18 protein-coding genes are annotated in these 20,051 nt (G+C 58.5%); 11 read left to right on the forward strand and 7 right to left on the reverse strand.

Features of this window, described 5'->3' with window-relative positions; genetic code table 11:
• Positions 1-162 precede the first annotated feature (162 nt).
• Genes CKW16_RS28875 through CKW16_RS28885 form a run of 3 tightly spaced genes read left to right on the forward strand, consistent with a single transcriptional unit; the run spans position 163 to position 3,045 of the window.
• Positions 163-1,284, forward strand: a complete 1,122-nt coding sequence (locus tag CKW16_RS28875) for a glycosyltransferase family 1 protein (protein WP_095132712.1) — start codon at positions 163-165, stop codon at positions 1,282-1,284.
• The gene (locus CKW16_RS28880) at positions 1,277-2,053 is read left to right on the forward strand and encodes a DUF2334 domain-containing protein (RefSeq protein WP_095132714.1); all 777 of its coding nucleotides are present in this window, start codon (positions 1,277-1,279) and stop codon (positions 2,051-2,053) included. Before CKW16_RS28875 ends, CKW16_RS28880 begins: the two co-directional genes overlap by 8 nt.
• Positions 2,050-3,045 carry a lysylphosphatidylglycerol synthase transmembrane domain-containing protein gene (locus CKW16_RS28885; protein WP_095132715.1) on the forward strand — a complete coding sequence of 332 codons (996 nt, stop codon included), beginning with the start codon at positions 2,050-2,052 and terminating at the stop codon, positions 3,043-3,045. The genes CKW16_RS28880 and CKW16_RS28885 overlap by 4 nt, the downstream gene beginning before the upstream one ends.
• Here the strand turns inward: CKW16_RS28885 and CKW16_RS32360 are convergent.
• Together CKW16_RS32360 and purU are read right to left on the reverse strand one after the other, a co-directional pair.
• Positions 3,032-3,208 (reverse strand): hypothetical protein, encoded by a 177-nt coding sequence (locus CKW16_RS32360; RefSeq protein ID WP_176471614.1) that lies wholly within the window; start codon positions 3,206-3,208, stop codon positions 3,032-3,034. The genes CKW16_RS28885 and CKW16_RS32360 overlap by 14 nt on opposite strands.
• An 80-nt stretch (positions 3,209-3,288) precedes the next feature.
• Positions 3,289-4,137, reverse strand: coding sequence for a formyltetrahydrofolate deformylase (gene purU / locus CKW16_RS28890; protein WP_095132717.1), 849 nt, complete (start codon positions 4,135-4,137; stop codon positions 3,289-3,291).
• A gap of 339 nt (positions 4,138-4,476) precedes the next feature.
• Here purU and mvaT point away from each other — a divergent pair, with 339 nt between their 5' ends.
• Complete coding sequence (gene mvaT / locus CKW16_RS28900; protein ID WP_007933316.1) at positions 4,477-4,854, forward strand: histone-like nucleoid-structuring protein MvaT; 378 nt, start codon at positions 4,477-4,479, stop codon at positions 4,852-4,854.
• Between the two features lie 99 nt (positions 4,855-4,953).
• On the opposite strand, the gene sbcB is transcribed toward mvaT, so the two are convergent.
• Positions 4,954-6,384 (reverse strand): exodeoxyribonuclease I, encoded by a 1,431-nt coding sequence (gene sbcB / locus CKW16_RS28905; RefSeq protein WP_095132719.1) that lies wholly within the window; start codon positions 6,382-6,384, stop codon positions 4,954-4,956.
• A gap of 183 nt (positions 6,385-6,567) precedes the next feature.
• Between sbcB and CKW16_RS28910 the strand changes: the two genes are divergently transcribed.
• From CKW16_RS28910 to CKW16_RS28935, 6 genes are read left to right on the forward strand one after another with little or no spacing between them, the layout of a single operon-like run.
• A complete protein-coding gene (locus CKW16_RS28910; protein WP_095132721.1) occupies positions 6,568-7,293 on the forward strand; it encodes an RDD family protein in 726 nt (241 codons plus the stop codon).
• Positions 7,290-8,267: a stage II sporulation protein M gene (locus CKW16_RS28915; RefSeq protein WP_095132746.1), complete on the forward strand. Its 978-nt coding sequence runs from the start codon at positions 7,290-7,292 to the stop codon at positions 8,265-8,267. The genes CKW16_RS28910 and CKW16_RS28915 overlap by 4 nt, the downstream gene beginning before the upstream one ends.
• Entirely contained in the window at positions 8,254-9,798 is a 1,545-nt protein-coding gene (locus CKW16_RS28920; protein WP_095132723.1) for a DUF4129 domain-containing protein, read from the forward strand. The genes CKW16_RS28915 and CKW16_RS28920 overlap by 14 nt, the downstream gene beginning before the upstream one ends.
• The gene (locus CKW16_RS28925; protein WP_095132725.1) at positions 9,795-10,958 is read left to right on the forward strand and encodes a DUF4350 domain-containing protein; all 1,164 of its coding nucleotides are present in this window, start codon (positions 9,795-9,797) and stop codon (positions 10,956-10,958) included. Before CKW16_RS28920 ends, CKW16_RS28925 begins: the two co-directional genes overlap by 4 nt.
• Positions 10,955-11,956 carry a MoxR family ATPase gene (locus tag CKW16_RS28930; RefSeq protein ID WP_095132727.1) on the forward strand — a complete coding sequence of 334 codons (1,002 nt, stop codon included), beginning with the start codon at positions 10,955-10,957 and terminating at the stop codon, positions 11,954-11,956. Before CKW16_RS28925 ends, CKW16_RS28930 begins: the two co-directional genes overlap by 4 nt.
• On the forward strand, positions 11,953-13,281 hold the full coding sequence (locus CKW16_RS28935) for a DUF58 domain-containing protein (protein WP_095132731.1): 1,329 nt from the start codon (positions 11,953-11,955) through the stop codon (positions 13,279-13,281). The genes CKW16_RS28930 and CKW16_RS28935 overlap by 4 nt, the downstream gene beginning before the upstream one ends.
• A 27-nt stretch (positions 13,282-13,308) precedes the next feature.
• Here the strand turns inward: CKW16_RS28935 and CKW16_RS32365 are convergent, their stop codons facing one another.
• From CKW16_RS32365 to CKW16_RS28955, 4 genes are all read right to left on the reverse strand, one after another.
• Positions 13,309-14,325, reverse strand: a complete 1,017-nt coding sequence (locus tag CKW16_RS32365) for an Ig-like domain repeat protein (RefSeq protein WP_176471615.1) — start codon at positions 14,323-14,325, stop codon at positions 13,309-13,311.
• Between the two features lie 3 nt (positions 14,326-14,328).
• Entirely contained in the window at positions 14,329-15,186 is an 858-nt protein-coding gene (locus CKW16_RS28945) for a hypothetical protein (protein ID WP_141232786.1), read from the reverse strand.
• 13 nt (positions 15,187-15,199) lie between these two features.
• Positions 15,200-15,745, reverse strand: coding sequence for a Tc toxin subunit A (locus tag CKW16_RS28950; RefSeq protein WP_095132735.1), 546 nt, complete (start codon positions 15,743-15,745; stop codon positions 15,200-15,202).
• Between the two features lie 256 nt (positions 15,746-16,001).
• Positions 16,002-19,079 (reverse strand): hypothetical protein, encoded by a 3,078-nt coding sequence (locus CKW16_RS28955; protein WP_095132737.1) that lies wholly within the window; start codon positions 19,077-19,079, stop codon positions 16,002-16,004.
• 462 nt (positions 19,080-19,541) lie between these two features.
• Between CKW16_RS28955 and CKW16_RS28960 the strand changes: the two genes are divergently transcribed.
• Positions 19,542-19,913 carry a DUF6124 family protein gene (locus tag CKW16_RS28960; RefSeq protein ID WP_095132739.1) on the forward strand — a complete coding sequence of 124 codons (372 nt, stop codon included), beginning with the start codon at positions 19,542-19,544 and terminating at the stop codon, positions 19,911-19,913.
• The last annotated feature ends 138 nt before the right edge of the window (positions 19,914-20,051 follow it).

Consider the following 20,051-nt stretch of genomic DNA (forward strand, 5'->3'; position numbering starts at 1 on the left):
CATGCTCCTACAGGTTCACGCTAAACCCTGTAGGAGCGAGGCTTGCCCGCGATGGCGGCCTGTAACACACCGCAAAAACCTCACTGACACCCCGCCACAAAACCCCAACCGAACATCTATCCTTCATAAAGGTCAACCAAGGGAGAACAACGGACCGGAGGGATGTTCATCGTGCATATCGCTGACATAACCATGTTCTACGCCCCTGCCAGCGGTGGCGTGCGCACTTATCTGGATGCAAAGCACCGTCGCCTGAGCATCAAGCCGGGCATTCGCCACAGTCTGTTAATTCCTGGGGCTTACTTGAGTGAACAGGATGGCGTTTACACGGTTCCGGCCCCCGCCCTGCCCTTCGGCAAGGGTTATCGCTTCCCCCTCCGTCTCGCGCCATGGCGCAATGTTCTGCAGGATTTACAGCCCGACCTGATCGAGGTCGGCGACCCCTACCTCACCGCATGGGCGGCCCTCGACGCCCGGCGGCAACTCGATGTCCCGGTGATCGGCTTTTATCATTCGGACCTGCCGCTGCTGGTCAGCAATCGCATGGGCAACTGGGTCACCACCAACGTCGAAGCCTATGTCAGCAAGCTCTATGGCAACTTCGATCGGGTTCTGGCGCCAAGCCAGGTCATGGCCGACAAACTGATTGGGCTGGGGGTGAAGAACGTTTTCGTGCAACCGCTGGGCGTCGACTTGCAAACATTTAATCCCACGGCACGAGACACGGGTCTGCGGGCCGAATTGGGCATTGATGAAAACACTCATTTGCTGATCTTCGCCGGGCGCGGTTCCAAAGAAAAAAACCTGCCGGTGCTGCTCGACTGCATGAAATGCCTGGGCCGACGCTATCACTTGCTGCTGGTAGGTTCGTCGATGCCGGCCGCAGTGCCCGACAACGTTACCGTGATCGGTGAATTCTGTACGGCGGCACACGTGGCGCGATTGATGGCCAGCGCCGATGCGCTGCTGCACGCCGGTGATCAGGAAACATTCGGCCTGGTGGTTCTTGAAGCCATGGCCAGCGGCATTCCGGTGGTGGCCGTGGCGGCCGGGTCCTTTCAGGAAATCATCACCGATCAATGCGGCCTGCTCTGCCCGCCGAATAATCCATTGGCGATGGCCAACGCGGTCCGCGAGTTGTTCAGTTCGGGCAGCGTCGTTTTGGGCAAACAGGCCCGTAGCCATGTCGAGCGGCATTACTCCTGGGACACGGTGGTCAACAGCCTGCTGGGGCATTATCACGCCGTGCTCGGCAGCCACTGGCCGCTGACGGCCAATGGTTGAGCCCATGAACCCGCCCAGCCTGTTACTCGTGCTGCACGACGTCGCTCCGCAAACCTGGGCCGATTATCAACCCTTTGTCGAAGCCGTCGATGCCTTGGGCGAGGTGCCAATAACCTGGCTGGTGGTGCCCAATTTCCATAAGCACAACGATCTGGAGGAGCATCCGGGATTTCGACGTTTGCTCACCCGTCGTATCGCCCGAGGTGACGAACTGGCATTGCACGGTTACTTTCATTGCGATGAAGCGCCCACTCCCACTACGCCACGAGACTGGTTCATGCGCCGGATCTACACCCACGAAGGCGAGTTTTATGGCCTGTCTCAAGCAGCCGCCCTCGCCCGCCTGCGCGCCGGCATCGAAATATTCCACCGTTATCACTGGCCGCTGGAGGGCTTCGTCGCCCCGGCCTGGTTGATGAGCGAAGGGACGCGCCAGGCCTTGCGCCAGTTACCCCTGGGTTACACCAGCGATTCGCAGCATCTGTATCGTCTACCGGACTTTACCGCCGTTGATGCGCCGGGGTTGGTCTGGAGTGCGCGCAGTGCCTGGCGCCGTGGGTTGTCGAAGCTCGTCAGCGATCAACGCGAACAACGCTGGCAGCAAGCACCGGTGATTCGTCTTGGCTTGCACCCGATTGATATGCGCCATGAGTTCTCGCGCACTTACTGGCTGCAAACCCTCAAGCGCTTTCTCGACGAGGGACGTGTGCCGATGACCAAGGCACGCTGGCTGGCGCTGCAAAGCGACCGTATGGGTCGCGCCGCATGAGTCGCGGGATTCTGCTGCTCGTCGCGCTGCTCGCTGCGGTGCTGATTCCGTCGCTGCTGGGCGGTAACGAAACCTGGTATCGGCTGCGAAACTTTCCACTGAACTGGCTGCTGATCATGTTCGGCATGATCCTGCTGTGCTGGGTGCTGAACACGATGCGCTTGCGCCTGTTACTCGGGGATCAACGCGACAAGGTGGGCCCGCTCAGAAGCCTCGGGGTGGTGATGGCCGCCGAGTTCGCTTATTGCGCAACACCGGGCGGCAGCGGCGGTCCGCTGACGATCATGGCGCTGCTGGCGCGCAATGGCGTGCGTCCGGCCAGGGGCAGCGCCGTGTTTGCCATGGATCAGCTGAGCGATTTGCTGTTTTTTCTTTGCGCGCTGAGCGGGATCCTGATTTATGCGTTGTTCCAGCACCTCAGCCAACGCATGGAATGGCTGCTGACCGTCAGCGCCATTTCGATGTTCGGCGGGTTGTTCAGTTGCGTCGTGGTCGCCCGCTACCATCGAATACTGATTCGTCTGAGCGGTCGGTTGCTTGCTCGTTTGAATGTCAAAGCCACCACGCGCCTGCGCTGGGCGCGAAAACTCCTGCACTTTCTGGCGGCGTTCACGGACACATTGAAGCTGCCCTTTCAGACGCTCATCACGGTGTTTGCCCTGACTTGCCTGCATTGGATCTTGCGCTATAGCGTGCTGTATCTGGCATTGCGTGGGCTCGGGGCGGATTTGCAGTGGGCCTGGAGCTTTCTGATCCAGATGCTTTCACTGAGCGCGGGGCAATTCAGCCTGTTGCCGGGCGGTGCCGGGGCGGCGGAGTTGACGTCGGCGGCGCTGCTGGCGCCGATGGTGGGAAAATCCACCGCGGCGGCGGCGATTCTGATTTGGCGGGCGGTGACTTATTACTTTTATCTGGTCGTCGGCGGGCCGGTATTTTTACTGATGCTCGGGCGGCCGCTGCTGAAGAAGTTGATGAAGTTCAAACAGGCTTAGTTTTATCGTCGGACTCGTTCTGCAACTGTTCCCACAACTCGGCGGCACCGGGAAACTCCGTGCCGTCTTCGGGGTTCATGTCATCCGGATCGTAACGACTCAAACACCCCTCGCCCAACGTGGCGGGAGCCTTGGATGTCGCTTTGTCGAGTGGATCGGCCATGGTCATGCCCTCTATTTACCCAGATCGTTCCCACGTCGAGGCGTCGAACCGTCTGCGTGGGAACGATCAACAGCCGACTATCAGAACACCACGGTTTTGTTGCCGTGCACCAGCACCCGATCTTCCAGGTGATAACGCAGACCACGGGCCAGCACCATCTTCTCGACGTCCCGACCGAAACGCACCATGTCTTCGATGCTGTCACTGTGGCTGACGCGAACAACGTCCTGCTCGATGATCGGACCGGCATCCAGCTCTTCGGTCACGTAGTGGCAAGTAGCGCCGATCAACTTCACGCCACGCATCGATGCCTGGTGATACGGCTTGGCACCGACGAACGACGGCAGGAAGCTGTGGTGAATGTTGATGACCTTGTGAGCATATTCGCTGCACAACGCGGGCGGCAGGATTTGCATGTAGCGGGCAAGTACGATCACTTCGGCATCGTGCTGTTTGACCAGGCGCGAGACTTCGGCGAATGCCGGCTCTTTATCCTGCGGATTGACCGGTACGTGGTAATACGGAATCCCGTGCCACTCGACCATGCTGCGCAAGTCGTCATGGTTGGAGATCACGCAGGAAATTTCGCAATCCAGCTCATCACTGTGCCAGCGATGCAGCAAGTCGGCGAGGCAGTGAGACTCGCGACTGGCCATCAGTACCACGCGTTTTTTCTGCTCGGTATCGGTGATGCGCCAGTCCATCGAGAACTCTTCGGCAATCGGTGCAAACGCTTCGCGAAAGGCATCGATACCAAAGGGCAGCGAATCGGCACGAATTTCGTGACGCATGAAGAACCAGCCACTGAGATTGTCCGAGTGATGGCTCGCTTCAGTGATCCAGCCGTTATGTGACGCCAGAAAGTTACTGACTTTAGCAACGATGCCGACGCGGTCCGGGCAAGCAATCACCAGCCGAAAAGTGCGCATGAGGGTCAAACTCCAGAACTTCGCAAAGGCGGCCATTCTAGCGATTGCGCAGCAAAACTGCAGTATTGATGACGTTTGGCCCGACACAAAGGTAAGCGGCACAGGCTCTGGCAGTACCTGCAACCCGCGCGATGGTGTTCCTGTTGCCAATCTTCAAGTGCCCAATTGTGAATATTCGTGATGACTGCATCACACTATTTAACTACACCGGCAATTTATGCCTATTCACCGTAACTAATTTAAATAAAACTCCTGTTAAATGTTTACTTGGTGAAACACCCTGACTATTATTGCCGCACTGTCACCTGCCATCCAGCGCCCCAACATAAGGTAGTCCTCATGTCCTTGATCAACGAATATCGCGCCACCGAAGAAGCTATCAAAGAGCTGCAAGCCCGTTTGAAGAACCTGTCCCAAGACGACAAACTGCAAACCGAGCTGGAATTCGAAGGCAAACTGCGCACCCTGATGGGCGAGTACTCCAAGTCTCTGCGTGACATCATTGCGCTATTGGATCCAGAGTCCAAAACCAAAGCACCACGCGGCGGCGCAGTAAAAACTACTGGCACCAAGCGTGCTCGCAAAGTTAAACAATACAAAAACCCGCACAACGGCGAAGTCATCGAAACCAAAGGTGGCAACCACAAAACTCTGAAAGAGTGGAAAGCCAAGTGGGGCGGTGACGTGGTTGAAGGCTGGGCTACCCTGCTGGGCTAAGCCATAGCGCTTGTCGCAGACTCATCCGCAACAAAAAAGAACGCCAGCATCTGCTGGCGTTTTTTTATGCCCGGAATTCAACCCCGGACATTTTCGATTTCAAAGATTCAAACGTTTGCGTAATGCCTGGACATAATTCTGCCATTCATTCAGCACCTCTCGCTGAAACGATGTAGCCGTAATACTCCATTGGGCTGCGGCCTCTACAAAAGTTTCCAGCGTATTTGGCGCCCCCCACTCGGGAGCTGACAAACGTTGCTGACAGAATATTCGCCAGCGCTCTTGCTCTTCGAAACTCAACGTATCGGGGAAGTTGCGTGCGCGATATCGAAACAATAATTCAGGCAATCGTTCATCATCGAAAGGCCATTGTTGTTGCGCTAATTGAGCCGGGTCGGCAGACCTGACTTGCTCACAAAGACGCCGATCCCGATCACCGATAAAACCATCGTATAACTGTTGCTCAGGGTCTTGGCTCGAGGTGAAATCTTCGCTGGCGTAAATCGCCTGAACTTTATCTCGCCAAACTGTTTGTGCGTCACTTAGCCGCAGCGCGCGCTCTTGGTAGAGCGGCATATCCAGCCCCAAACGTTGCTGATCTTCAGTGCGAAGTACCGACAACGGCGCCACCACCGGGCATTTGTTGATATGGATAAGTTTGAGCGGCACCGGCAACTCGCCCTCGGCCAAGTCATCGCGACGGGTATACAGCCGTTGACGCAAGGTGTCGGCATCAAGATCGAGCAAGCCCTGAGGGTCAAGATGCAGATCACAGACAATCAAGGCGTTCTTGTTTCGCGGGTGCCAGGCCAAGGGCAGCACCACACCGACATAATTGCGCGCCGCTGAAAAGCGCCCCGAGATGTGCACCATCGGCTGCAACAGACGAATCTGATCCATCACCTTTTGTTTACCGCGCAACTGAAACAACCAGTCAAACAACTTCGGCTGCTTTTCCCGAATCAGACGCGCCAGGGCGATGGTGGCGCGAACGTCCGATAGCGCTTCGTGAGCATTTCCGTGATCAATGCCATTGGCGGCGGTCAGGCGTTCGAGTTTGAGCGTTATCCGCCCCTCGTCGTCCGTCGGCCAAACGATGCCATCAGGGCGCAAGGCATAGGCTGCACGCACCACATCGATCAGGTCCCAGCGGCTATTACCGCCCTGCCACTCACGTGCATAAGGGTCGAAAAAGTTTCGGTAAAGACTGTAACGGGTCATCTCGTCATCGAAACGCAACGTGTTGTACCCCGCCCCGCACGTGCCGGGCGCAGCGAGTTGGGCATGTACCCGTGTCATGAAATCGGCTTCGCTCAAGCCTTGCTCGGCCAGTCGACCGGGCGTAATACCCGTGATCACGCAGGCTGCCGGATGGGGCAGGATGTCTTCACTGGGCTGACAGTAAAGGTTGACCGGCTCGTCTATTTCATTGAGATCGAAGTCAGTGCGAATCCCCGCCATCTGGAGTGGGCGGTCGCAACGGGGGTTGATGCCAGTGGTTTCATAGTCGTACCAGAAGATAGAGGTCACGGGCTATTCCTGAACTGAAGATCGGCGAAGTCTAGGCGTTCACATCCCGCCCCGGCCAGTAATCTCGTCATTCAATCACCTCCGGCCTCTTACCGTGCAATACATAGTTATGTCGTTTTCCCCCGAGAGGCTGCTAGCATCGGACGGACATCGAATCCCGAACAGGCCACATCAAGGTTGCCCATGCTCGAGACCACAGCACTGCCAAGGAAAGCGACGCTGTCCCCGCCACTGGATACGCGGTATCAAGTCGAAACGCCGGAAGGCATCGACTTGCCCCTGCGCCCGGCCGGGTTGATGGTCCGTGCGCTCGCGTTCGCCATCGATCTCGGGCTGCGCGGGTTGATCGTTGGCCTGCTGTTTATTGTCCTGGCGTTCCTCGGGAAACTCGGTGCAGGGCTCGGCTCGATTCTGTTGTTCGTGGTGAGCTGGTGGTACATGGTGCTGTTCGAAGTGCTCAATCAGGGGCGTTCGCCCGGCAAGCAATGGATGGGCCTACGGGTGGTGCAGGACGATGGCACGCCGATCGGCTGGTCTGCTTCGCTGCTGCGCAACCTGCTGCGATTTGTCGACATGCTGCCGTTCGGCTACTTCCTCGGGGCCATCAGTTGCCTGCAACATCCCACCTTCAAGCGCCTAGGCGATCTGGCCGCCGGCACGCTGGTGATCTACCGCGAACTACCGCTCGCCCGACCACAACTGCTCGCCGTCCAGCCCCGGCGCCCGGCCTTTGCACTGACGCTGACCGAACAACGCGCCATCCTCGGGTTTGCCGAGCGCCAGGGTGAACTCTCTGAAGCACGGGGCAAAGAGCTGGCGGCCATACTCGCGCAACCGCTGCAGGTGTCGGCGCCAGGGGCCGTGGACGAACTCAATGGCATCGCCCGCGGCTTGTTGGGCCCCACATGAAGCAAAGCCTTTTCGAAAGTCGCCACAAGGCCGAATGGGAGCAATTTGCTCTCGTGCTTGAACAGCTGGAGCAAGGCAAGGAAGCCGAACGAGTCGCCGCTTTCCCCAGCGATTATCGTCGTCTCTGCCAGCATCTGGCGCTGGCCCAGGAACGTGGTTACAGCAGCTTTCTGATCGACTCGTTACAGCAACAAGTGCTGCGCGGGCATCAACAGCTTTATCGCCACCGCAGTCGACTGGGTGCCAACGTGCTGGGCTTCATCCTGGCTGACTTCCCGCGACTGGTGCGCGAACAGTGGCGCTTCGTGCTCGCCGCCGGCCTGATGTTTTTTGGCAGCCTGATCGGCATCGCACTGCTGGTGTATCTGTTCCCCGACCTGGTCTACAACCTGATCCCGGCCGAGCAGGTCAGCGAGATGCAAGGCATGTACGACCCCGAGGCCGGTCATCTGGGGCGCTCCGCGGAACGGGCGGCCAGTGAAGACTGGGTGATGTTCGGTTACTACATCATGCACAACATCGGCATCGCCTTTCAGACCTTCGCCAGCGGTTTGCTGTTTGGCCTGGGCAGCGCGTTTTTCCTGTTCTTCAACGGTTTGATGATTGGTGCGGTGGCCGGGCACCTGACGCACATCGGCTACGGGCAAACCTTCTGGTCATTCGTGGTTGGCCACGGCGCCTTCGAACTGAGTGCTATCGCCCTGGCCGGTGCCGCCGGCCTGCAATTGGGTTGGGCACTGATCGCGCCGGGGCGTCTGCCCCGCTCCGAAGCCCTGCGGCTGGCGGCGCGCAAGAGCGTACTGCTGATTTGCGGGGTCATGCTGTTTCTGCTGATTGCGGCGTTTATCGAAGCTTACTGGTCGTCCACGGTCGGGGTCACGCCAATGACCAAATACCTGGTCGGTGCAGCGCTCTGGTTGTTGGTGGCGACTTACCTGCTGTTTGCCGGACGGACCCGCCATGCGCCTGAGTGACGCCACGGTAGTGATCCGCCCGCGCACGACCTGGGAAGCCATGGACCTGGGCGTCCTGCTGAGCCAGCGACACCGACGTCTGCTGATGACCAGTTGGGCCATCGTGACCTTGCCGATTTTCGCGCTGCTCAGTTGGGTGTTGTGGGATTCACCCTCCCTCGCCGTGTTCATTTTCTGGTGGCTGAAACCGGCGTTCGACCGCCTGCCGCTGTACATCTTGTCCAAAGCCATGTTTGGCGAAACGCCCACGCTGAAGCAGGCGCTGCGCCAATTTCCGCGGCTGCTCCAACCGCAACTGCTGGCGAGTCTGACCTGGCGACGACTGAGCCTGAGTCGCAGTTTCCTGATGCCGGTGGTGCAACTCGAAGGGCTGAGTGGGCAAGCGCGACAACAGCGTTTGCAGGTGCTGTTGCAGCGCAACGCCGGGGCCGCGCGGTGGCTGACCATCATCGGCGTACACCTGGAAAGCGCGTTATGGATCGGCCTGATGGTGTTGTTCTACCTGTTCTTGCCGCAACAGGTCGAACTCGACTGGAGCTGGCAGACCTTGATCACCGCTGCCACACAGGACTGGCGATGGCTGGAACACCTGACCAATGCCTTTTACGCACTGGTGCTCATTGCCTGGGAACCGATTTATGTAGCCTGCGGCTTCAGCCTTTATCTGAATCGGCGCACGGTGCTGGAGGCCTGGGATATCGAGCTGGTGTTCCGCCGCATGCGCCAACGCTTGAGCAGCGCCGCCATCACCCTGCTGCTGGCAGCGTTCCTGTTGATGCCGACAGCGCAAACCGGGTGGGCCGCCGAGCCGGTCATTTCACCCGAAAGCCCACGCCTGATGGACCAGCCGTTAACCAGTCAGGCATCCCGGGACAGCATCAAGGCGATCCTTGATCAGCCTCCGTTCAAGAACAAGGAATCGGTCACGCGCTATCGGTTTGGCGAGGACAAACCCGCCACTGATACGGCGGACGATGACCCAACAACCGAATGGCTGGAGGCGCTGCTCAAGCTTCTGGACAACCAACGATTCGGCGTAGCGGCCACGCTGATTGAAGCCGTGCTGTGGAGTGTCGTGATCGGTGCCATCGGTTTATTGATCTGGCATTACCGTGACTGGTTGCAAGCCTTCGTCAGCCGTCGACCGACCTTGAACAGCAAAGTCGCGCGGCCATTACCGCAACAGGCTTTCGGCCTGGACCTCAACCGCGAAACCCTGCCTGCCGACATCGCCGCCAGCGCCGAACGTCTCTGGCAAACCCACCCTCGCGAGGCCCTCGGATTGCTCTATCGCGGTCTGCTAAGCCACTTGCTGCACGACTTCAACATGGCGCTGAAACCCGCCGACACCGAAGGCCAGGTCCTGGAGCGCATCGAACACCTGCAACAACCTGCCTTGCTTGCCTTCAGTAAAAACCTGACCGGGCACTGGCAGAACATGGCCTACGGGCATCGCCTGCCTCCCGCGCATTTGCAACAGGAACTCTGTGACGGCTGGCGAGCCCTGTTCGGCCCGGGAGCGTTGCGTTGAACCGGCAACGCTGGCTGGCGGTCGGCGTGTTCATTGCCGTGCTAGTGATCGCGCTGAGTGTTTATCTGTACGTCAAGGCGACGCCCTATCAGGCAGACATCGATCACGGCCCCTCGCCCGAAGCCCAGGCCAATCCGTACCTCGCCGCCGAGCATTTTCTGCGCAAACAGAACCTGACCGTCAGCCACGCCAACAGCCTCGACATTCTGCCCACCCTGGAGCCGCATCAGCACAGTCTGTTGTTGCTCGGGGACCGGTACAACATGACCCCGCGCCAGATCGATCAGCTGTTGAACTGGACCCGGGCCGGCGGGCGACTTTTGTTTGTTGCCCAGTCGCTGTGGGATGAAAAGACCGGCCAAAGCAATGACCTGTTGCTCGACCGGGTGCAGCTGCACCAGTCGCTGAGCAAAGAACTCAAGGACCCGCCGCCCGCTATCGACGACGATCCTTATCCCAAACTGACCAAGCTGTATCTGGAAGACGAAGACGCGCCGGCCTACGCCGGTTTCGATACCGCATTCCATCTCGAAGACCCGAAAAACCTCGCGCAAGCCTGGGCCAACAGCGGCAAGGCCACGCACATGATGCAGCTCAATCACGGGCTCGGTTCGATCACCGTGGTCACCGACGCCGACCTGTGGAAAACCCCGGCCATCGACCAGTACGACAACGCCTGGCTGCTCTGGTACCTGACAGCGGACACGAACGTGACCCTGCTGTTCAACACCGATCACGACGGATTGCTGACCTTGCTCCTGCGCTATTTCCCTCAAGCATTGGTCGCCCTTTTTGCCCTGATCGGCCTTGGCGTCTGGCACGTCGGTGTGCGCCAGGGTCCGTTGCTGGAACCGGCCCCGAGAGCCCGCCGTCAACTTCAGGAACACCTGCGCGCCAGCGCCGATTTCATGCTGCGCCGAAACGGTCAACAGCACCTGGTGCACGCCTTGCAGCACGACATCTTGCGTCGTGTGCGGCGCCGTCATCCCGGTTTCGAACAACTCGGCGTCGCCGAACAATGGCTGGTGCTCGCACGCCTGACCGGCCAACCCACACGCGCTATCAGCCAGGCCATGAGCCCGCGACCGAAGCAGCGGCTGTCCAGCGCTGAATTCAGTCGTCAGGTCGCCCACCTGCAAACCTTGAGGAACGCCTTATGAGTGAACAGATCGAGCCCGGCACACTGAGCCACGCTGCGCAGCAACGCCAGCGCGCCAGCCAACTGGCCCAAGCGGTACGCACCGAATTACAGAAAGCCGTGATCGGCCAAAACACAGTGATCGACGACGTCCTCACCGCTCTGATTGCTGGTGGCCACGTACTGCTCGAAGGCGTTCCGGGGCTGGGCAAGACGTTGCTGGTGCGCGCCCTCGCCCGCTGCTTCGGCGGCGAGTTCGCACGCATCCAGTTCACCCCCGACCTGATGCCCAGCGATGTCACTGGGCACGCGGTGTACGACTTGCAGACCGAGCAATTCAAACTGCGCAAAGGTCCACTGTTCACCAACCTTTTGCTGGCCGACGAGATCAACCGCGCCCCGGCGAAAACCCAGGCCGCGCTGCTCGAAGCCATGCAGGAACGGCAAGTCACCCTCGAAGGCCGCGCCCTGCCGATCGTGCAACCGTTCATGGTGCTCGCCACACAAAACCCCATCGAACAGGAAGGCACTTACCCGCTGCCGGAAGCCGAGCTCGACCGCTTCATGCTCAAGGTGCGCATGGACTACCCCGACGCCGATCAGGAGCTGAACATGGTCCGCCAGGTCAGCCGCTCGACCCGGGCCGACATGCTCGACGTACAACCGCTGCGTACCGTGTTGCAAGCCAAAGACGTGTTGGCCTTGCAACGCATCGCCAGCGATCTGCCGCTGGACGATCAGGTCCTCGATTACGCCGTGCGCCTGGCCCGCACCACCCGCAACTGGCCGGGCCTGATCCTCGGCGCCGGGCCTCGGGCCTCCATCGCCCTGGTGCGCTGCGCCCGTGCCCGCGCCTTGTTGCGCGGTGGCGAGTTTGTGATTCCGGACGACATCAAAGGCTGCGCCCTCGCGGTGTTGCGTCACCGGGTGCGGATTGCCCCGGAGCTGGACATCGAAGGGCTGGACGTCGATCAAGTGCTCAAGCAACTGCTCGATCAAGTGCCGGCGCCGCGCCTGTGAAACCCTCGCGTCTGCTGTTGATCTGGCTCGCGATCCTGCTAGCCATCGGCATCGTGCTGGGTGCGTTGCGGGCATTGGAATTCGCGGTTCCATCAAGTCTGTTGTCAATCAACTGGGGATTGCTGCTGGCGCTGCTGGCCCTGGCATTACTCGACGGTGTCGGTCTCAAGCGACTGCCCTCCCCACGCGTGAAACGACAGATGCCCGGCAGCCTGGCGCTCGGCCGATGGAGCGAAGTGCGACTGGAAGTCGAGCATGACTTTCACCAGCCACTGAACATTCAGATCTTCGACCATGTACCGGAAAGTCTGAGCTTCGAAAACCTGCCCCTGTCGGTCGAACTGCAACCCGGCCAGCACAGCCAGACCGGCTATCGCCTGCGCCCGCTCAAGCGCGGCCATTTCACCTTCGAACACTGCGAAATCAGCCTGCCGAGCCCATTGGGTTTATGGTCCGACAAATGCCTGCTCAACGTGGTCGACAACACTCGCGTCTACCCCGACTTCGCCCGCCTCTACGGCGGCCAACTGCTGGCAGTCGACAACTGGCTCAGCCAACTTGGCGTGCGCCAACGCCAACGACGCGGTCTGGGTATGGAATTTCATCAGCTGCGTGAATTCCGCGAAGGCGACAGCCTGCGCCAGATCGACTGGAAAGCCACCGCCCGCCAACGCACCCCCATCGCCCGGGAATACCAGGACGAGCGCGACCAGCAGATCATTTTCATGCTCGACTGCGGCCGCCGCATGCGCAGCCAGGATGGCGAACTCGCGCATTTCGATCACGCACTCAACGCCTGCCTGTTGCTCAGCTACATCGCCCTGCGCCAAGGCGATGCGGTAGGCCTGAGCACCTTCGCCAGCGACCGACCGCATTACCTCGCCCCGGTCAAAGGCACCGATCAACTCAAGGTCCTGCTCAACACCGTCTACGACCTCAACAGCACCCAACGCCCCGCTGATTACCAAGCCGCCGCCAGCCAACTGCTGGCCCGCCAAAAACGCCGGGCGCTGGTGGTGCTGGTGACCAACCTGCGGGATGAAGACGACGAAGAACTGCTCACCGCCGTCAAACGCCTGAGCAAGCAGCATCGGGTGCTGGTGGCGAGTCTGCGCGAAGACGTGCTCGATACGCTGCGGCACACGCCGGTGCAAACCTTGCCGGAGGCGCTGACCTATTGCGGGACGGTGGAATATTTGAATGAACGGGTGGAACTCCATGAGCGGTTGAGTGCTCATGGAGTGTCGGTGGTGGATGCTCGACCCGCGGAACTGGGGGCCGAGTTGGTGACGCGGTATTTGAGCTGGAAAAAAGCGGGAGCCTGATGACCATTGATCGGGGACAACGTCAGATTACTCAACCAGAAATTTCAGTATCTGTGGAGAATCCGGGAATGCGGAGTACGTCAACCGAAAGATGTACTCGTCAAGTCCCCACACCGAAGCCAGAACTTCCCATTCTTTAGTCAGTTGGCTGAACTGCTGTGGGGAATCAAGCATCGAGGAAAAACCTACGTCTCGCCCCTCAAGCAATTCGAACGACGCCATCCCATTCAGCATCTCAGAAGGAACCGAAATGCTAAACATAACAGGGGCTCCCAACGGAATCCTCGCGACAATCTCGGAATCCTTCACCTCGGACTGTTGATCACCCACCCGGTAAGTAATACCGGCAAGCAACCCGGTCGTGGGGATGAACGCCCCCAACGACATCGCATTGACCGGCGACTGATTGAGCAGGCGAGAGGCCGCCAGTTGCAACCCATAAGCCCCGCCGATCGTGCCGGTGCACTGCCAACTCAAACCGTCTGAGGTCAATCGTCGGGACTCACCCAACGGTGGCGTCACGGAGGTCAATCCCAGTTCACTGGCCGAGGAGTAGCCCTTCAACCCCAGACAAATGTCGCGACCCATCAATTGGCTATCCGAAGTGACCGATAACTTGACGGTATGAAGCTGCGCGACCCGAGGAAACCTGGTCTCGGCGCCCCAGACCGTTTCAGGTTCAACATTCAGTTGGAACCGGGCATCGCCCCAGACACCCGCGGCCAGTGCCTTGAAGCGGAATGTATGTAATGAAGCCGCCTGGGGGCCATCGTTTACGCTGTCCAGCGTAGCGACCACTACAACGTCCCCTGGTCTTTCAGCCTTATAGGTAAAAGTTGCCCAGCCAGTATCGTCGGTACCCACCCGCCAAGTCGTTGTTCCAATCGTAAAGATCACCCCCACATTCGACGCCGCCAACTGGGTGCTGGACGAGCGCACCCTGAGCGACAGGACAACGCTTTCACCGACTACCGGATCAAAAGTGGCTTCACGCACTTGGCCAATCTCAACACGGTTATCCTGCAAATCTTTTTGGTCGACCATGAGTCATCCCTCTTTCGTCTGCATTGTTGAAGTCGACACACGGGTGCCCGACTCTTCGGTGCCAGCGGCTATCACCTTGATTTCAAAGGTATGAGAAGGGAACGCATCAGGCTCATCGTATGGGCTTCGCAGCGTGGCGATAACGGAGTCTTCGCCCGGTTGTGTGGCGGGGTAATCAAATTTTGCCCAGCCGTCACTCTCGGTCAAAATCGGTGTTGAAGTGCCTCCGTGCATAAAACCCACCTCGACCTCTGCCACTGCCTGCTCGGTATAGTGAGATTTTGCCTTGAGCTGCAGTGGGACGGTTTGCCCCACCTCCGGATCAAAAGGGTTACGTTCGCCGGCGATCTCGACTCGGTTGTGCCCCAACGACATAGGCACCGGAGGGAAAGTAAACCCGGCCTGATTGAGCTCCAGCGAGAGCCCCAACATCCCGCTTTCGGTGCTGTCGCGACCGTCCAGCGTCCACTCCAGGCCGTCACTTGTGAGATCTCGCGCAGTTTTAGGTTCAAGCTCCGGATTGAGTGCATGGCTTGACGCATCGGCCAACGTTGCCGCGACCTTAAGCCCGATCAACAGGCTGCCGGGATTGGGAGTAAAGCGTAAGGTGTGAGCACCTCCCAGACAGGGGTACGCCGTGCTTCCGAAGGCCAGCTTCTTGTCGTCAAACTCGAACGTTCCCTCTTCCTCAAGTGTTTTCGACAGCAGTCGCCCCTGCAACTCAAAAGGCGACATTTCGTCATGGCACACGTTCAACTGGAAACGAGCACTGATTTCGGAGGTTGAATGAACCTTCCAAGTCAACCCGCGCTCGGTCAGCGCAGGGGCATTTTCAGAGAGTGTGGGGGCAAAGGCTGCCAATCCCAAAAGCGCCTCAACACCTGACGATCTCAAGCGCGGACAAGGTGCGGTTCACCGCCATAGGGTCGATCAGATGCGTGTCCACATCCGGCCGCCGTACCTCCAGCGGTAGCGTTCGATCTTCATCGCCGAGGGGGACAAGCTTGTCGCGCACCCATTCGCGCAGTTCCACCAGATAGGCCGTCGTCGAGGCGCTGGACTCAAGAGCGTCGACCGGGCTGCAGCCGGAGAAATCAGGATTGAACAAATTTGCGTAGGTCGGAACCTCGGGTATCACCCACCCTGCGATCTGCGCATTCGGGCCGCCCGGCCTCAGGCTCTGTTCACGAAACGCCCTGGCGATGTACAGGGCCAGGGCATTGCCACGGACTATCAGGGAGTGGGCGTCTTCCTGACTCAGGCCAAGCTTCTCTAACCCGGTAGGCCCTAGTTTTATCAGGTCGAACACGCTGGGGTTTTTCGCGATGTAGTCATCTAAAGGCTCGAACACGCCAATGCGCCGTTCCCCCAGCACTGCCTTGATCAATTGATGAATCGGCCGATTGTCAGATGTTTTCATTGCGGTATTTCCCCCTCAGGCAAAAACCAATACCGAGCGTCACCCGTGAGTGGGTAGGTGCTCTCGTCAACTCGATTTAGCGCTTGCCGATGAGGTACGATCTACTGTCATAAATGACAGTTGTGATGACCACTGGTCGGAATCCAGTGGTACTGGAAAGCCAGCGAAAGCAGAAAAATGGCCCTCACAAGAGGGCCATTGGGGGGCAGCGGGGTATCAACCGAAAATCACCCTCGCGGGCGCTTCAAACCGGTGGCTATTGCTCCACCATAAAACGCCCACTCTCGGCCCACTCCGATGCCGTACCGTCCGGCAGGGTCTGGCGCACGACCACCCACGCCGCGTCAACGGGCAGACTCTGGTTGCCCGTCACTGTCCATCGGCCATCGGGACCCGCCATCGTTGACGGCGCCAGCAGGTTGTCGGTGTTAAACCATGAGGCAACGGTGATGGTGGCGTCAGGCGCTGCCACACCGCTGTACTGCGGCCTGGCCACGACCCAATCGCCCGCCATCGGCGCGGTGATTTGCGGGGCAATTCGCAAGGGAACAGTAATCACGGGTAAAAAACCGGAATCCAGCCCCACACCGGCTCGCGCTAAAACACTAATGCCGTCGCCGTCCACCATGTTGTGCTGGAAACTGCCCGACCAGGTGCCGGCAGGCGTAACAGTGGCGGTACCCAAGAGGAGATAACGGTTTCGCCTGTAGACATGTATGACATCCCCCCGATAACCGAACCCGGAAATCCTTAATATGGCGCCTAGCGCTTCGTTTTTTCGGGGCGTATCGACCACCGGCACCGCCGGCACCACCGTCACGCTGCACTCGCTGCCGGGTAGCGACGCAAACGTCTTGTAGTGCTGGATTGCCTTAATCCTTAATGGCCCCGCCTCCATCCCGCGGACCTCAACCTGCCACGAACCGTCCGTCCGCACCTGGATACCCTTGTAAGGCGAAAGCGAGTCATTGAACATCAAATCGATAAAACCACCGTACAAAGCCCCCTTGCCCTCAACCGTCATGGTGCGCGTGGGCCTGGAGCCCTGTGCAGGTCGGTCAATCCCCGGGGCCGGAACAATCACCTTGAGTGACAGTGTTGCAGTCGGCTCTGATGCAAAGGTGTTATTGAAAATCTGCTTCGTATAAATATCCAGGTTACCGATGGGTCGCTCAGTAAGCGGCGCCTTCCATTTATTGTCCGTACCCACCTGAGCATTACCTATCGAGGTAGTCGAGCCCGGCGAATAAACGTAAACCCAGCACCCGCTAATACCCATGCCCTCTATGATCGGGAACGGAGACACTTCACCGTTGTTCCCCGGGGAGGTCACTACAGGGAGCGGAGTCTTGACCGGAAAGGATTGACTCTTGACGTCCGATGTCTGCCCACCAAACGTAGAGAGCACCTCAACCTCGACCCGCCCTAACGGTAAGGTGTAGTTGAAGCTCCACTCGCCCGTCGTCGCGTTGGAGGTCACCTCTTTGATCAGGACACCACTTTTAAAGCGCACAACAACCTTGGCGTTGGGCCAGGTCTTGCCATGAAACTGCACCGCCCGCGGCATTTCAACTCCAGCAGGCGGGTTGAAGAGCTCCGGCAGATCGGGCTTGATAATCAGCGGTGTAGCCGGCTCCGTCAGCGCGGACCAAAGGCCGTTGATCCCTTGCCGCGCCCTGACGGTGTGAGTGCCTGGGGCAATCTTGTCCGAGGCCGTGATGTTCCAGGAGGTCGTCGAACCTTGCAGGTCCGGAAGGAGTGTATGGGGTTGGCCATCGAGCTGGATTTGAATATCCCCACCCCGAGTGCCCTCCCAAACATCACGCGTACCTCTGAACGTAGGGATCTGCCCGTTCAAAGTGACCGGTGTGAGCATCGGCTTGGGGACCGGTACCGTCACGAGCACATCATTCGATCCTTGTGAATAGATCTTGCCACCACTGCCATCGGCAACCTGCTGCCACGCCACCATCGTATAACTGCCCGGCATCCGGTTTGTGAGCTCTATTTGCCAGTTGCCATCCCCCACGAGCGCCGCCCCCTGCCTCCCCCCCGCATTACTCTTGTACCAAATCTCGGCCGTGGCGCCGGTGTACCCGGGGCCGGAAAACCTCACGGTTTTATCGTTGGGGTAGGACACTGTGAAGGCCAGTTTGGGCGGGCGGATTTTATACGTCCTCGGCGCAGCTTTTTCACCGCTGACAGGCTCTAGCTTTTGCAGCGCAGTGAGGGAAAGAAGCCCCGGGGTCAAGTTACTGAGTACTACGCTCCAGCTTCCATTACTCTGGACATCGCCGACGCCCCAAGATTTGTATGTAGAGTCAGTCAAGACTTCGACCTGGACTTCCTCAATACCCAACCCGCTGCCACCGGTCATCGTAAAGTTTTGCTCCTGCTCCCCCGCGGCTGGACTGCTGATAGAAGGTACACCCAGGACTTTCACCGGACGAGGGGTCTCACTCCACAAACTTTCACTATTATCCTTGTACTGCTTTGCACTAAGTTTGTAGACGCCTTGCGGCAGGTCGCGAGTGAGCGTTGTCAACCAGTTATGATTTTCGTGTACCGTTGCGGTGCCATAAACCGTCGAACCATCACCCGATTTGTGGATATAGACCGTCGCACCTGGCTCACCCGTTCCTGAAACAACCGGCCTCACCTCAATCACACCATTCGTACCCGGGAGGCTGATGCACGGTGCCGGGCGCAAGTCGAAGGTAAAGGTATTGGAGTAGATCGGCGAGTAGCCAGCCATCCAATGTTTAACCTTTGCCCTGTAGATCGCGGGCACTAACGCATTAAGCGCGACTGACCAGTTACTGGCACCTACCACGGTTGCTTGAGCACTTAACGCTTGGTTATTGTCTGCCCGAACAATTTGTATATGACCGTCCGGTGTTGCGAATCCTGAAATAAGCGGCTTAAGTCCCCACAGTACTGAGGGTATCGGCGGGCTGATTGTCACCGGGTCCATGGCGTAAAAACTTCCCGAATCGTACCAGTATGACCAGTTACCAGAGCCCCTATTCAGGTACGTGTAATGGATGTTGTAGATTCCTGCCTGGTCAAAACTGACGTTAGTTTGAAACGGGTTGGTTATATCAACCAGCTTTTTATTATCGAGATGGGAACCATTACGCTTGTAATGCAAGTCAACTTGATAGTCGTCCCACGACTGTCCGGAGGGCCCTTTAACAGTGAAATTCAAACGCGAAACGCCTGCCCCTGGAAGAGGCAAGGTTAGAGGTCGGTCTATGAGAGCAATGGTCTGATCTGGTTGATCTGGTTGATCTGGTTGATCTGGTTGATCTGGTTGATCTGGTTGATCCAACATGATCGATGTCTCCAGTGGTGGGTAAACCGCCATTTGTCTGGAGACATTTAAGCCATACCGAGATATCCCTGCCCACCTGTCAGATATGACAGTCCCGACGAGCGGTCAGCCTACACCTCGTCACTTTCCCCTGTGTTTTCAACGCCTCAGTCCGCGGCTACAGCACCTTGCGCCGTTGCCTACAGATCCGCCAGAATCCGCCGGCTTGTGCGCTTTGGTGTTGCCCCGTAACTTGATCCGCGTCGCTGCCAATCAGCGATCGGGTTTAGTCGCCCGGTGTTGTACGAATGTGTATAAGCGTCATCCAGTCGGGTTTTCCCTATCCCCCGCACTTGATGGTGGCTGTTCGCAGGGCGCTCTCGGGCGCGCCGGTTTTCGTACTCGCCGGTCGACTAACCTGCTTACAGCCGCCACCCCTCGTTTAGTCGCAAGGTCGTGGCAGCCCCAATCGAGTACGAAAATATGTTCAAAGCAACACCCAATCCGCCACCCGAAACCGACCCGGTTTCCCCCTACTCCACCTTCGATTCAAAAAAGCTCCACGCCGCCGACAAGGCGCTGGACCACTACCTCAAACCCGACATCACCTCCCTTCGCTCTTCCCAGGACCGCGCCATGAAAATGTTCACCGTTGTGTCCGATGCCAACCCCGAAGCCTTGACCATCCAGACCTACGAAACCTTTTCGTCGGTCAGCATTCTGCTGCTCGACCTGGCCGAAAGCCTGGACGACAAGCCGCGACATCTGGCGATGGCGATTTATCAATTGAGTGAGTTGGGGTTGTTGCTGGTGGAGAGGTCGCTGGAGAACGAGATGGCGATCAAAGCGACGTAGCGACAAATTCCTGTAATTGAATGGACTCGCCCACGCCGAGGCGTCAATGCGCCACGGTGGCAGTCTAAACAGCCAACGACAGCGAGGGCGAGTCCATGAAAAAGCATACTTCGATTGATCAATCCTTGTCTTCTGCCG

Origin of the sequence: Pseudomonas sp. Irchel s3h14 (assembly GCF_900187425.1) — a bacterium.
In the GTDB taxonomy this organism is placed as follows: Bacteria; Pseudomonadota; Gammaproteobacteria; order Pseudomonadales; family Pseudomonadaceae; genus Aquipseudomonas.

Excerpts from the sequence above, each read along its gene's own strand:
- CKW16_RS28875 (WP_095132712.1), top strand. The coding sequence starts at position 163 with ATGTTCATCGTGCATATCGCTGACATAACCATGTTCTACGCCCCTGCC.
- CKW16_RS28880 (WP_095132714.1), top strand. The coding sequence starts at position 1,277 with ATGGTTGAGCCCATGAACCCGCCCAGCCTGTTACTCGTGCTGCACGAC.
- CKW16_RS28885 (WP_095132715.1), top strand. The coding sequence starts at position 2,050 with ATGAGTCGCGGGATTCTGCTGCTCGTCGCGCTGCTCGCTGCGGTGCTG.
- CKW16_RS32360 (WP_176471614.1), bottom strand. The coding sequence starts at position 3,208 with ATGGCCGATCCACTCGACAAAGCGACATCCAAGGCTCCCGCCACGTTG.
- purU (WP_095132717.1), bottom strand. The coding sequence starts at position 4,137 with ATGCGCACTTTTCGGCTGGTGATTGCTTGCCCGGACCGCGTCGGCATC.
- mvaT (WP_007933316.1), top strand. The coding sequence starts at position 4,477 with ATGTCCTTGATCAACGAATATCGCGCCACCGAAGAAGCTATCAAAGAG.
- CKW16_RS28910 (WP_095132721.1), top strand. The coding sequence starts at position 6,568 with ATGCTCGAGACCACAGCACTGCCAAGGAAAGCGACGCTGTCCCCGCCA.
- CKW16_RS28915 (WP_095132746.1), top strand. The coding sequence starts at position 7,290 with ATGAAGCAAAGCCTTTTCGAAAGTCGCCACAAGGCCGAATGGGAGCAA.
- CKW16_RS28920 (WP_095132723.1), top strand. The coding sequence starts at position 8,254 with ATGCGCCTGAGTGACGCCACGGTAGTGATCCGCCCGCGCACGACCTGG.
- CKW16_RS28930 (WP_095132727.1), top strand. The coding sequence starts at position 10,955 with ATGAGTGAACAGATCGAGCCCGGCACACTGAGCCACGCTGCGCAGCAA.
- CKW16_RS32365 (WP_176471615.1), bottom strand. The coding sequence starts at position 14,325 with ATGGTCGACCAAAAAGATTTGCAGGATAACCGTGTTGAGATTGGCCAA.
- CKW16_RS28950 (WP_095132735.1), bottom strand. The coding sequence starts at position 15,745 with ATGAAAACATCTGACAATCGGCCGATTCATCAATTGATCAAGGCAGTG.
- CKW16_RS28955 (WP_095132737.1), bottom strand. The coding sequence starts at position 19,079 with ATGTTGGATCAACCAGATCAACCAGATCAACCAGATCAACCAGATCAA.
- CKW16_RS28960 (WP_095132739.1), top strand. The coding sequence starts at position 19,542 with ATGTTCAAAGCAACACCCAATCCGCCACCCGAAACCGACCCGGTTTCC.